This window comes from Candidatus Binataceae bacterium, from assembly GCA_035294265.1.
Lineage (GTDB): Bacteria > Desulfobacterota > Binatia > Binatales > Binataceae > DATGLK01.
The window spans coordinates 39,188-50,948 of the sequence record DATGLK010000057.1 but is presented as its reverse complement, the minus strand read 5'-3'; the positions used below and the strand labels follow the sequence as shown (position 1 = coordinate 50,948).

Sequence of the window (11,761 nt, the reverse complement as noted above, 5' to 3'; positions counted from 1 at the left end):
ATCATGGAGCGGCCCCCGCGATTGGAAAATTCGTAGTAAAGCCGGCGCCGGCCGCGCGCCAAATCGACCGGCTTGACGATATCCAAAGTGGCGGAGAATTCCACCAATCCCGCGCGATTTCGCGGCGCTAGGTCGAGATCGCAGATATAGGGCAAATTTGGTTCGGCGGGATCGATCGCGAAATAGACCTTGCCCAGCAACCGCTCGTAGGGGCCGGTGTCGCCAAAGGAGGCGCCGCCGGCAAATGGCGTACGCTGCTCGATCTCGAGTCGGATCTGATTACCCATGACGCCGTCCCTCTCTTGGCTGAAGTGCCGGGAAAATGTCGCCGCCATTGTCGCGCAGCCGGCCCGCTTTGCCAAGGATCGCGCACAGCCTGTGTCTATGCATTGGCGCTTGCGTGACGCATTAAGATTCTTGCGTCAAGATAACTAGTCTGACTAGACTTATGCTCATGAACTGGCAGGTACAGCAAGCAAAGGCGCGGTTCAGCGAACTGGTCGATCGGGCGCTCAAGGAAGGACCGCAAACGATTACTCGGCGGGGCAAAGCCGTGGCGGTCATCGTGCCGGCCGAGGAATACCGCCGTTTGCGCGGCGGGAAAAGTCTCAAAGCTTTGCTCGCGGCGGCGCCGCTTGCGGGCGTGGAGATCGTTCGGTCGCGCGACACGGGACGGGCCGTCGAGATCGAATGTATCTGATCGACACCAACGTCATTTCGGAGGTTGGGAAAGGCCAGCGATGCAACCCCCGGGTTGCCGCCTGGTACCAGCAGGTTGGCGATGAGGAATTGTTTTTGAGCGTGCTGGTTGTGGGCGAGATACGTCAGGGCATCGAGCGCCTGAGGCTACGCAGCGCTCGCCGGGCTGACAGACTGGAGCAATGGCTTGAAGAATTGCTGCACTCGTTTGCTGATCGCATACTGCCGGTGGACGAGGAAGTGGCGCAGAACTGGGGGCGGTTGAACGCTCGCGACAGTCTTCCGGTGGTTGATGCTTTGCTGGCCGCCACCGCTCAAACCCACGGGCTCGTTGTCGCGACTCGAAACCTCAAAGACATCGAACGAAGCGGCGTGCGGTGCATCAACCCCTTCGCAGCCGTCCCTTCCGCGTAAAGCAGACCGCAATCGGCCTGCCCGAGACCGCGAACCGCGCGGCCGTCGCGATCCAGCTTGCCCCCGGGAGCGCGCCTCGACTATACCGAAGGCTAACGTTTATGGGCTTTTCCGATTCAGGGCTGAGCGCGAGTGCCCAGCGTTTGGGACGCGCATTGGCCGGTGCAATCGGCCGGGACAGCTGGCCGATTCGAGTCCTGCGCCCCGCTTACGAAAGCGCGCTTAGTTTGGTCAGCGGCGGGCGGGGGATTGCCTGGGAAATCAACTCAGTCGGCTTTCGTATCGATCCGCGCCAGCGCCGCCGTCTCGCCCACGAGTACGACGCTCCCGTCGCGGATTTTCTGCGCCAAAGGGTAAAGCCGGGAGCCGTTTGCTTTGATGTCGGCGCCAATGTGGGAGTGTACGTTCTGCAGTTCGCCCATTGGACGGGACCATCGGGCAAGGTAGTCGCCTTCGAGCCCAATCCGGCCGCCGTCGAGGTCCTGTCCGCACACGTTCGCCTTAACGGATTTGAAGATCGAGTTGATTTCGAACCGATCGCGATCGGCGCGACTTCGGGCGTGGTCACGCTCTACCGGATTGGCGTGGATGGCATGAGCCGTCTTGGCGAGCCCAACCAGCGTCTGAAAGCCACTGAGCCAATCAAGGTTCCACAGATTACGATCGATGACTATTGCCGGCACAATGCGCTTGAACCAGACTGGATTTTGATTGATATCGAGGGCTTCGAGTTCGCTGCGTTGGGCGGAGCGGTTGAAACTTTAAATCGCACTCGCGGCCGCCTGGGACTGGTAGTCGAGATGCATCCATCCGTGTGGGCATCGGCCAAAACCACGCGCGCTCAGGCCGAGGAGTTCCTCGAACTAATGAGCTTGGACGCGGTCCCACTGGGCGGACAGAGCGATGCACTGGGCGAGCACGGCCTGGTTCATCTCAGGTGGCGTTAAACCCGAAGCCTTTCAGCAGGGCATGTTTGCCGGGCGTCGGATCGCACACACAGCGACCGATTTTGACAGCCGTCGCAGCAATCCGCATCGGATAAGCGCCTCAATTAGCCCGCCGAACTTTCCCCGCCAGCCAAAACCCACCGGATAAGAGCGCACGACCTCGAAGTGGCCCGTTAGTAGCAAGCGCAGACTCTTCGGCGAATATTCGCGCAGGTGTCCTTCCATCAGTCGAATGCTGAAGTCCCTGGTTCGGATCATTTCGACCAGGCGCGAAGCGTTCAATAGGTTCGGTACCGTGACCAGGAGCATGCCGCCCGGGCGGAGCACGCGGGCGATTTCGCGCACGGCAGCCTCGGGCTCCAAGAGGTGCTCCAAGGTTTCGGAACAGATCACGGTATCGAAGCAGCCGTCGCGGTAAGGCAGCGCGGTGGCGTCTCCCTGGGTCAGAGCGATACGCGGATGACGGGGCGCATGGGCTAGAAAGGTCGCCGCGAAGTCCATGGCGAACACCGATTTGCCACTATCGGCCAGCGCTACGTCGTAGGTTAGATTCGCCCCGCATCCGACATCCAGGATGCGTCCGAGACGCGCCGCGCGGTCGTGGGCCATTTTCAATACCGCATCGACGATCACCGGCTCGGAACAGCAAATCGTGGGCTCTTGACCCTGGCGCTCGTAATGCTCGCGCCAGTTACGCCTAGTGGCTGGCATAGCCGAATTAACTCTCTAAGATGGGGCTGAATTTTGCCCCATTTCCCCATGATCCTCCAAACCCTCCACTGTCAGAGGGCTGACCAAGCTAGATCCCAGCACAGGCGATAACAACAGTCGCCCTCGGTCCGCCTGCCGGTGCATTTATACACAGAGATGGGGATCGCAAGATTCCCCGCTGCGCCGAGCGACCCAACTTTGAGCGGCCGGTAGCTATGATATCTTATCGTGGCCGCAACCGACTATGATGCCGCCTTCTCTAACGCGAAATTCCCGCTGTAGCGCGCCGGTTAACCGCCTGAATCTGGCTGCAGCCGCAAGCACCTACCCGATGCGATCAACGTGGGGCCGGGTTGGCACGGTCGAGCCGGATCCGCATATTGTTCATAAGCTTGACGTGCGCCCCTGGTCGTGCGAGGACGATCGCTTTGTCGAGGTATCCGCGATCGACGTGATTGAGCATGTAGCGACCATGTTGACACCACGTTTGCCGCGACGGCGCCATGGTACACATTGCAGTAACATTTTTCCTGCGCGAACGCTTTTACCGATCCGACGCACCGACACGTTCTCGACTGGTCGACATTCGATTATTTCACTTCAGGTCACGAAATTGACTTGTATTCGCCCGCTCGCTTCAAGTTGTCTAAACGGCAGATCGTGTTCCCGCCAACTTTATTCAACAAGGTGGTCCGGCGACTCGCCAACCGCCGGTTGGAGGCCTACGGGGCTAGCTGGACGTGGATCTTTCCCGCCTGGTTTATCTCCTTCGAGCTCCAGGTGCTCAAATAACCCCTGCAACCGGCGCGCCTTGGCCGGCAGGTGACGACTTGGGAATTGCCTTGTCCAAACTCTGGAAAATCGAGCACCTGGGCCAGGACCGCAGGTTAATCTTCGCTGTGTTCCTGGCCGAGACGGCGGTGCTGGCGCTGATGCGGCTGCCGACCTCGCTCAACTTTTTTGGTTTCGCGCCTTTCGACACGGGAAGAAACCTGACCGCCGAATATCTTTATCGCCACGGCTATCGAGCAGGAATCGACTTCTCTTACTACTATGGACTGCTGGGGCTTCTCGCAGGCCATTTCTGGTTCGGTCTCGCCGGTTTAACGCCCTGGTCATATGAAGTCGCGAACTGGCTGATCAGTCTGTTCATTGTATGGGGATTGGTCCGCGTCGCGATTGCGCTACGCGCAGGTTTGCTGGGAGTGCTCCTGTTCGCGCTTACCATGCCCATCCTGGTGTTCACTCAGTATCTGAGTTTCTCCCATGCCTTGGAGGCGGCATTCATCGTTCACGCCCTAGCCGCCCAGGCTGCGGGGAACCGCCCGCAGGCTTTGATTTGGGCGACTTTGGCGGTGTTGGCCAAACCCGCGCTGGGGCTGTTTTATGGAGCGTTTTTGCTCGGCTTGGTGGTGCTGGTGCTCTATCAGCGCAATAAGCTGACCTGGCATGGGATTATTGAATGGATCGGCCCGTCCGTGGCCGTAGCGGTGGTGGCTTCGCTGATATTGGCGATCTATTTCGGCTTAGGATCCTTGCGGGCCACAATTCTGCCATTTACCGGCGCTCGGGCCTACGCGGTACAGGGTTTTGGCTTTTTTGGCAGTGGTGAGAGCTTTTGGTGGCCGCATTGGTTTTCCTTGGCCTACTATTTCGAAAGCATCGCGGGCTTTTATATATTCGCAACTATACTTCTTTTCGGCGCGGCGCTGTTCGTGTGTCTATTACGAATCGCTTCCAATCGCGAAATTCTCCTGACCTGCGCCTTGCTCCAGCTGATTTTCATAGTCGTGCTATGGGGTAATCAGTTTTCGTGGATCTATTATAGCTACCTGCCGATTATCGGTTTGGCTTCGGCCATCCGGCTTGGGCGGGTCTGGAGATGCGCGATTTTGGCCTGTGCGTTATTGATGCCTGGTGCGAAATTCGCGCGTGTACTGATTATCCATCTGGAGCCTATACGTGCGACCCACAATGGCGGCCGGCGGGCGGCTGTAAATCGAGATCTAGACGCGGTTTCACAGTCCTCGCTCTCGCTTTCGGGCTGGTTCGATTCACGTCGCGGGGCGGCAACCGCCGGGCTATGGGCAACCGCGCCGCAGCGGGACGAATGGCTAAAAGCGCTGGCTTTTGTGCGGGGGAAGCCCGCGGCGGTCCTGGAGCCCGATGGCTGCACGCCGCTGCTCTATCCGGCTCTGTTCATGCCGCCTGTGGCGCTGCATCTGATCGCTGGGCTCAGCGTACCTGGCGAAATCTCGCGCACGTTGGATCAGGTAGGCAGAGCCGACGTGCTTGTTTTTCCCGCCGGATTGGGCCCACTGCGTGATGTGCCGGAAGTCGGCGCGCTGGTCGACGCGGACTTCCAGCCGGTATTCCGTGGCACTTATGTTGTCGTGTACGCTCGCAAGCAAGCTCTGCCCCCGGCAGGAGAAGCCAAGTCCAGAGGCGCCGCTGCGGCACGCTCGTGATTTATAGGCGCGCGACAGGCGTTGTTGAGGCGTGCGGGCGGGAGCCGAGGTGATGTGATGGGTGCATGCACTCCGCCGTTTAATTTAAATCGCTGGATTGAAGAGCATCGCGACTTGCTGCGGCCGCCGGTGGGAAACGCTCAGTTGTTCGCCGAGACCGACTTTGTGGTCACGATCGTCGGAGGTCCCAATCAACGCACGGACTATCACGACGATCCGCTAGAGGAATTCTTCTATCAACTGCAGGGTGACATGGTGCTGCGGATTATCGAAGACGGCAGCCCGCGCGACTTGCCGATTCGAGCTGGTGAAATCTTTCTGCTGCCACCCCACGTGCGCCATTCGCCGCGGCGTCCCGTGCCGGGCAGCGCCGGACTGGTAATCGAGCGGCGTCGCCCCGCGGGTTTACTCGACGGGTTCGAATGGTACTGCCCTTCCTGCCACGCGCTGCTCCACCGCGTCGAGGTTCAGCTTCAGAACATCGTCGCTGATCTGCCGCCGCTGTTCGAAGGCTTCTATCAGAACCTCGCTCGGCGCACCTGCGCCCGCTGTGGCACCGTGCATCCGGGCCACGAGCGGGCTGAAACGAAAGCCGCGTGAGCGACCCGCCGCGCGACCAGTGCTTCAATCTAATTGGGTTCGAAGCCGACCGCGCCGCATTGCGCATCGTACATGTAGTTATAGACCGCGATCGGATCGCGGCCAGTGTTGATGAAAGTGGCGCCGGGCACGATCCATTGCGCGTACGACGGTGTTGGGCCCACGGGCGAGACGTTGCCCGGGCCTGGGTTGGGAACTTGCATCGTGTAGGACAGCTGCGAGGTTCCTCCCGCGTTGCCCACGATGACCGTCATCTGGGTGTTGGCCGGCACGTAGCTCTGGCCCGCGACGGGGGTAGCGGCGGCCGAGGGAATCGGATTGGAGGTGACGATGCCAATCCAGGTGATGGACGATACCAAAAGCTTCGTCCCGGCGCCTTCCAGCTGCGCCAACCTGACCAATACTCCCACCAGCTTTGGCGCCAACGGGCTGATCGGAATCGATGTCTCGCTGTTCGACGGCGGGCTCTACTACTCCTGCCAGAGCAGCGGCACCTGCGCCTCGATCACGCCGGGGCCGGGCCAACATGTGCCCTCGCCGATTTTCCAACTATCCAGCGACAGCAACGGATCGGTCGTGAACCTGCCCGCCTTGGCGACCCAGTCGCCGGTGACCGCCGACGCCGCAGTGGCGGCCTACGGCACCCTGACGCTGGGCATCGGCACTGAAAGCAACAATCAACCACCGCCGGGGTTGGCGGTGTGCGATACCGGACCGGGCGGCGACCTGAAGACGGTTTACAACGGCACTACGTTTACCAACAGCTACCTGGATACGGGTACCGACTATCTCTCCTTCTCCACCTATGCCGCCACCGGACTGCCCCAATGCGCGGCCCAAACCGGTTATTATTGCCCAGCTCAGACCACCACATTGTCGGCGGTGATTACCGGCAAGACCACGGGCAGCAGCTCGATCAACTTTCCGCTGGGCAATGCCGACGCCTTTTTGGCCAGCCAGTCACCTCAGCCCTATGCTTTGGACGCGATCGGCGATCCCGGTGGTGCTAACACGTTTGCCTGGAGTGGTCCCTACTTCTTCGGCCGTTCGGTGTATATCGCGCTCGATGGCTCGACCACCGTGCTCGGCCCCGGCCCCTACTTTGCGTTTTAGAGGGGCGATTTTATGCGAAGGAAAGTAACCGTGATATTCAAGGCGGATCGGATCTCATCGATAGTCGCGAGTGCTGCGTTTGCGGCTTTGCTCGGATGTGGGGCCAGCGTGGCGCGTGCCGGCCTGGGCGATACCATTTCGCCCGGCGCCACGGGGCTGACTGTCCGCGAGGCTCGGCCGGCCTATACCATGGTCGAGCAAACTGACCCCACTTCGGGTGCCACCGTAGATCAGTATGTTGCCACCGGCAGTGGCCAAGTCTTCGCGATCGCTTGGAGCGGTCCCCATCGGCCGAGCCTCAACGCGCTGTTCAGCTCCTACTTTGGGGCCTACACCGACGCGCTGGCCAAGTCTCGGATGCACAGCCTGCACGTGGTTCATATCGACACTGGCAGCGTGGTGGTGGACATGAGCGGTCACCCCGGAGACTTTCGCGGTTACGCGTGGGCGCCGCCACTGGTGCCATCCGGGGTCGACATCTCGACTCTGATTCGATAGAGGGGGCCAGCGAATGTATCGACTGGCTCTGGCGTGGCTTACGCTTTTCCTGAGTTACTAGGCGAGTAGCAGTCATGCCGGTCGTAGGCGAGCCCTTGCTAGGGCCCGCCCGCTATGAAGCCAAGCTTGCCGAGCCGCCGGCGTGTCACGCCGGCGAGAGCAAACGGCCGGGAAGAACTCCTTGGGGGTCGCCGTTTTCCAGTAGAACCTGGCCGCCGACGACCGTCATGGCTATTCCCTCGGCGCGCTCGATCAGGCGCGGTTTGCCGCCCGGCAGATCGTAGACCCGCTCGATCGGCTTTGGCCCGATGCGGTCAGGATCGAACAACACCAGGTCGGCGTCGTTGCCCGCCGCAATCCGCCCCTTGTCGTTCAGGCGCAGGAAATCGGCCGGCTCGCTGGTCAGCCGGCGCACCCCTTCCTCCAGGCTGAATAGCTTTTGCTTGCGCACCCATTCGCTCAGCAGATAGGACGCCTCGCCGGCCTGGCAGATCTGGTTGACGTGGGCGCCGGCGTCGGAGAGCCCCAGCAGGACGTTGGGGAACGACAGCAGTTCGCGCACGCGGTTTGGATCGATGTTGGCCACCGAACGCAGAAAGCCCGTCTCGAGCTCCTCGTCGATCGCCAGATCGAGGAAGCAATCGATCGGGTCGCGGCCTTCTTCACGGCCGATTTGCGCGATCGATTTGCCGAAAAAGCGCTGATTGCGCTCGCTCACGCTGACGACAACGGTCGTCTCCCAGTTTGTTCCTCCCGGGCGGGCGCGGTCTTCGGCGCGGAACTCGGCGCGGAACTCGGGTGAGCGATAAAGCACGATCTGGTCGGCGGCGCTGCGATTGAGCGCCTTGCGCCAGCACGCATAACGGCCGAAGGAGAATGGTTCGCGCAGCGAGAGGTAGGTTTGCAGTGGGCGCGTCATGGTCTGCGGGCGAATATCCAGTCCCTGAAGACGGTAGGGTTCGAAGCGCGCCAGCATCGCTTCCTGCAGGCCGGGCTTGAGTCCGGGCACGTCGAGCACCGACAGCCACGTTACTGGCTTGCGGCTCTTCTGCGCCAACATCACCAGCATCGCGAAGCCCTCCTCGGAGGGCAGGGCCGAATTTTGACGGCTGCGCGGGGCGCTGACCTCGATCACGCCGCGAGGAAATTCGGCCATCGTGCGCGCCAGCGCGCCCAACTCTTCCATTCCGGCCAGGCGGCTGGCGACGGGGCGCCCCTGGTAGCCATTGTGCAGTTCGAACATCGTGAGCGAGAAGCCGTACGCGCCCGCCTGCATCGCCTCGCGCAGCAAGGCGGCCATCGCCGCCGTTTCTTCGTCCGAGGCCGCGCGCTGACTGGCTGCTTCACCCATCACGTAAAAGCGCAGCGCCGACAGCGGCACCATGAAGGCAACGTTAAGTCCCACGCCGCGGCGCGTGCAGGCCTGGATATATTGGGGAAAGCTGCCCCATTCCCAACTCAGCCCGTCGAGCAACACGTCGTAGGGCATTGCCTCGACGTTGACCAGATCCCACACCATCGTGCCGCGCTCTTCGGGGCGACAGGGCGCGACACCGACGCCGCAGTTGCCCATCAGCACGCTGGTGACGCCGTGCCAGCACGAAGAGGTAAGCATCGGGTCCCAGCCGATCTGGGCGTCGTAATGGGTATGAATATCGATAAAGCCGGGCGCGAGCACCATCCCGTGGGCATTGATTCGGCGATGGCCGGCACCGACCTCGCCGACGGCTGCAATTTTTCCCTGCTCGATTGCCACCGAGCCCGAGAAGAGTGGGGCCCCGGTGCCATCGCAGATCGCGGCGTTGTCGATTACCAGATCGTAAGCCATGAGCTTTAACCCCCTGTCAGCGTAGGGATTGATGCGGATTGTCGGTGCGGCGCGCCGCCAGCACTTGCGCGACCTGCTGTTCCACCACCGTGCCCTTGAAGAAGTCGGGGTTGGTGGCGGTCCAGAAATTGATCGGATTGATAAATACGAAATCGCGCAGGTCCGCTTCGCTGGCCAGCCCCTGTTCGACCATCTCGTAGGCTTCTTCCAGTACTTCGGCGTGATGGGGCACATCCCAATGCGAAATATCGGAGCCGTACAGCGCGTTCAGCCGCGCGTTAAGCGGCGTGCCGCGGCCGTTGAAGGCCAGCGCGTTCATCGGGTCGTCCCCTTCGCATCCGAAGTAGAACGGAGCGATGAAGCGGGCGCGGAAATCCTCCAGCGTGCGCACGCCGCAGCGCTCGAATTCGTCGAAGATGAAAGGGTACTCACCGCTGGGGCGATGGAGATAGCCGCTGATGAGTTCGTCCATGTTGGCGTCCACCCCTTTGCGCGCGTAGCGCTCGAACAGGGCGCTTAGGGCCTGACGATCGATATTGTTGAGCCCGTAATTGTGCTCCAGCATTTCGCCGCGCCGCTTCTCCCAATGGGCCACTAGATCGCAGAATAGATTGCGAGCCCAGGCCACGCCGCCTTCGCAAAAGCCGAAGGTGAGCGTAGGAAAGCGGACCGGAACGCCGCCAAAAAACAGGGCCTTGCAGACCGCTTCGCCGGACGCCGCGAAACCGCCCAGGTGGTTGTAGACGTAACTCGAGATCGAGTTGCGGCTACCCCATCCCCAGCCAATCGAGTGGAAGGTTGGAGAGATCTTGAGATCGACGCATTTGGCCCACACCGGGTCGTAGTCGTAGGCACTGTCTATGCCGAAAGTGTCCAGCCAGTAGGCATACTCGCCGGCCCCGGGATAGCGGCGCTCGATCGCCTCGACCGGCCGCTTGACGTAGCTAGCCATCATGACTGCCCGCATTCCCAGTTCGCCGCAGGCGTATTCCATCTCGGCAATTGCCTCTGCCGGCGTGTTCATCGGAATCACCGCGGCGGGCAGCAGCCGGTCGGTCAAGCCTTCGCACATGTCGTGGCGCAAGTGGTTGATCGCGCGGCACGACGCGATGCGTAACTCGTCGTCGCCGATCGAATTCATCGCCAAGCCAATGGTCGGGTAGATCACCGAGACGTCCAGCCCGATCTCCTCCATCCGTTCGTAGAGCAGGCGGGGCAGGGCGCAAGCGGCCGTGTCGCGCATGTCCTGAGTGGGTAGGGTGTACCAGGTATTGCGGGTCAGGCGGCGCTCGCGGGCTTGCTGCGCGCTGCCGGCGGGCGCCAAACGGGTTTCGCCCATCAGGGCCTTATAACGATCCACCATTCGCGCGCCGGCCAGAGCGTCAAGGTAGGCGAAGAAACTGGAAAAGCCCTCCTTGATGTGGCCGTCGGAGTCGATCACCGGATGGGGCAGGGTGGCGTGAATCTGTGCCGAGCGTGAAGCGTGGTTTGCCATGATGGCACCCCCGTGAACGGCGCAATGTCGAGGCCCTTTGCGCCGTTGCTCCCTTATCGCGCTATCGATACCTGCCGCGCAAGCCGCGGCCCGTCCAGCTTACGCTTACGCTTGCCAGGCGAAGCGCGCTGCGTTAGGCAAAACGCACGCCAGCGACCTCCTCGCGGCTATCCAGCAGAAAGTTGCGCAGCAGGCGGACGAAGGCCTGGCCTCTTTCCTTTTGCGGAATATGGCCGGCGCCTTCGATAATCGCCAAGCGCGCGTGCGGAATCCTTTGGGCCATGATTTCGCCGTGGCGCAACGGCACCACGCCGTCCTGTTCGCCCCACACCACCAGCGTGGGGGCCGCGATCTTGGCCAGGCGCGGCACAAGCTCGGGGTCCGCGGGACGGCCGCCGGTCAGCGCCATCAGGCTTTTGATTCCGCGCTGGAGTTGGCGAAAAGTCATACCGCTGCGCAGATTGATCGGCACGCCGCCAAAATCGCCCGCCACCACCATTGCGCCCGAGGTGGAAAAGGCGGTGTGAAACAGCGCCTCCTCATCGAGCGTTTCCAGCCGCGCGGTGGGCGCTTCCGCCACGTCCAGGCCGAGTGCATCGACCAGGACCAAGCGATTGACCAGCCCCGGTTCCTCGCTGGCCAGATAGGCGGCGATTAAGCCGCCCACGCTATGACCGACGAGGTCGATGCGCTCGGCCCCCAGCTCGCTGACCAATTGGCGCAAAATGGTCGCATAGTCGGTGATGCGCCGCACCCCGGGGGGAAACTCACCCGACTTCCATCCCGGCAATATGGGCGCATAGACGGTATTGGTCAGGCCCAGCGCGATATGATCGGTGTCCCATCCGTTCCACGCCGCCAATCCGTGTAGATAGAGCAGGGGTGGCCCTTTGCCGCCGCTGAGGTACTCCAGCCGCACCTCGCCCAGTCGAATCGATTTCTTGAGGAATTGGCAGGCATAGCCGACGCCCAAGTGTTGCTCGCTCAT

13 protein-coding genes are annotated in these 11,761 nt (G+C 61.6%); 7 read left to right on the top strand and 6 right to left on the bottom strand.

The genetic code is table 11. From position 1 onward, the window contains the following. Positions 1-287: hypothetical protein (locus tag VKV28_10065; GenBank protein ID HLH77138.1), on the bottom strand; the 287-nt coding region annotated here is incomplete at its 3' end. 167 nt (positions 288-454) lie between these two features. Between VKV28_10065 and VKV28_10060 the strand changes: the two genes are divergently transcribed. The 3 genes from VKV28_10060 to VKV28_10050 all read left to right on the top strand — a co-directional run bounded on the left by VKV28_10060 (position 455) and on the right by VKV28_10050 (position 2,060). Beyond that, positions 455-700, top strand: a complete 246-nt coding sequence (locus VKV28_10060; protein HLH77137.1) for a type II toxin-antitoxin system Phd/YefM family antitoxin — start codon at positions 455-457, stop codon at positions 698-700. Next, positions 691-1,113, top strand: a complete 423-nt coding sequence (locus VKV28_10055) for a type II toxin-antitoxin system VapC family toxin (GenBank protein ID HLH77136.1) — start codon at positions 691-693, stop codon at positions 1,111-1,113. The genes VKV28_10060 and VKV28_10055 overlap by 10 nt, the downstream gene beginning before the upstream one ends. A gap of 101 nt (positions 1,114-1,214) precedes the next feature. Next, complete coding sequence (locus tag VKV28_10050) at positions 1,215-2,060, top strand: FkbM family methyltransferase (protein ID HLH77135.1); 846 nt, start codon at positions 1,215-1,217, stop codon at positions 2,058-2,060. A 12-nt stretch (positions 2,061-2,072) separates the two neighbouring features. Here VKV28_10050 and VKV28_10045 read toward each other — a convergent pair whose 3' ends face one another. Continuing rightward, positions 2,073-2,771, bottom strand: coding sequence for a class I SAM-dependent methyltransferase (locus VKV28_10045; protein ID HLH77134.1), 699 nt, complete (start codon positions 2,769-2,771; stop codon positions 2,073-2,075). A gap of 842 nt (positions 2,772-3,613) precedes the next feature. On the opposite strand from VKV28_10045, the gene VKV28_10040 reads away from it, so the two are divergent. Together VKV28_10040 and VKV28_10035 are read left to right on the top strand one after the other, a co-directional pair. Then, positions 3,614-5,239 carry a hypothetical protein gene (locus VKV28_10040; GenBank protein ID HLH77133.1) on the top strand — a complete coding sequence of 542 codons (1,626 nt, stop codon included), beginning with the start codon at positions 3,614-3,616 and terminating at the stop codon, positions 5,237-5,239. A 57-nt stretch (positions 5,240-5,296) separates the two neighbouring features. Next, on the top strand, positions 5,297-5,839 hold the full coding sequence (locus tag VKV28_10035; GenBank protein HLH77132.1) for a 3-hydroxyanthranilate 3,4-dioxygenase: 543 nt from the start codon (positions 5,297-5,299) through the stop codon (positions 5,837-5,839). A 29-nt stretch (positions 5,840-5,868) separates the two neighbouring features. Here VKV28_10035 and VKV28_10030 read toward each other — a convergent pair whose 3' ends face one another. Next, the gene (locus tag VKV28_10030; protein HLH77131.1) at positions 5,869-6,198 is read right to left on the bottom strand and encodes a hypothetical protein; all 330 of its coding nucleotides are present in this window, start codon (positions 6,196-6,198) and stop codon (positions 5,869-5,871) included. On the opposite strand from VKV28_10030, the gene VKV28_10025 reads away from it, so the two are divergent. Both VKV28_10025 and VKV28_10020 read left to right on the top strand, forming a co-directional pair. After that, complete coding sequence (locus VKV28_10025; protein ID HLH77130.1) at positions 6,170-6,952, top strand: DUF3443 family protein; 783 nt, start codon at positions 6,170-6,172, stop codon at positions 6,950-6,952. The genes VKV28_10030 and VKV28_10025 overlap by 29 nt on opposite strands. Before the next feature lie 12 nt (positions 6,953-6,964). Then, entirely contained in the window at positions 6,965-7,450 is a 486-nt protein-coding gene (locus tag VKV28_10020; protein HLH77129.1) for a DUF2844 domain-containing protein, read from the top strand. A gap of 145 nt (positions 7,451-7,595) precedes the next feature. Here VKV28_10020 and VKV28_10015 read toward each other — a convergent pair whose 3' ends face one another. The 3 genes from VKV28_10015 to VKV28_10005 form a co-directional block, all read right to left on the bottom strand. Beyond that, entirely contained in the window at positions 7,596-9,278 is a 1,683-nt protein-coding gene (locus VKV28_10015; GenBank protein ID HLH77128.1) for an amidohydrolase family protein, read from the bottom strand. A 16-nt stretch (positions 9,279-9,294) separates the two neighbouring features. Beyond that, a complete protein-coding gene (locus VKV28_10010) occupies positions 9,295-10,773 on the bottom strand; it encodes an amidohydrolase family protein (GenBank protein HLH77127.1) in 1,479 nt (492 codons plus the stop codon). Positions 10,774-10,906: 133 nt separating this feature from the next. Further along, positions 10,907-11,761 carry an alpha/beta hydrolase gene (locus tag VKV28_10005; protein HLH77126.1) on the bottom strand — a complete coding sequence of 285 codons (855 nt, stop codon included), beginning with the start codon at positions 11,759-11,761 and terminating at the stop codon, positions 10,907-10,909.

Bases quoted from the DNA above. Each gene is read 5' to 3' on its own strand.
- VKV28_10035 (HLH77132.1), top strand. From the start codon at position 5,297: ATGGGTGCATGCACTCCGCCGTTTAATTTAAATCGCTGGATTGAAGAG.
- VKV28_10005 (HLH77126.1), bottom strand. From the start codon at position 11,761: ATGAGCGAGCAACACTTGGGCGTCGGCTATGCCTGCCAATTCCTCAAG.
- VKV28_10050 (HLH77135.1), top strand. From the start codon at position 1,215: ATGGGCTTTTCCGATTCAGGGCTGAGCGCGAGTGCCCAGCGTTTGGGA.
- VKV28_10025 (HLH77130.1), top strand. From the start codon at position 6,170: ATGCCAATCCAGGTGATGGACGATACCAAAAGCTTCGTCCCGGCGCCT.
- VKV28_10060 (HLH77137.1), top strand. From the start codon at position 455: ATGAACTGGCAGGTACAGCAAGCAAAGGCGCGGTTCAGCGAACTGGTC.
- VKV28_10020 (HLH77129.1), top strand. From the start codon at position 6,965: ATGCGAAGGAAAGTAACCGTGATATTCAAGGCGGATCGGATCTCATCG.
- VKV28_10015 (HLH77128.1), bottom strand. From the start codon at position 9,278: ATGGCTTACGATCTGGTAATCGACAACGCCGCGATCTGCGATGGCACC.
- VKV28_10055 (HLH77136.1), top strand. From the start codon at position 691: ATGTATCTGATCGACACCAACGTCATTTCGGAGGTTGGGAAAGGCCAG.
- VKV28_10045 (HLH77134.1), bottom strand. From the start codon at position 2,771: ATGCCAGCCACTAGGCGTAACTGGCGCGAGCATTACGAGCGCCAGGGT.
- VKV28_10010 (HLH77127.1), bottom strand. From the start codon at position 10,773: ATGGCAAACCACGCTTCACGCTCGGCACAGATTCACGCCACCCTGCCC.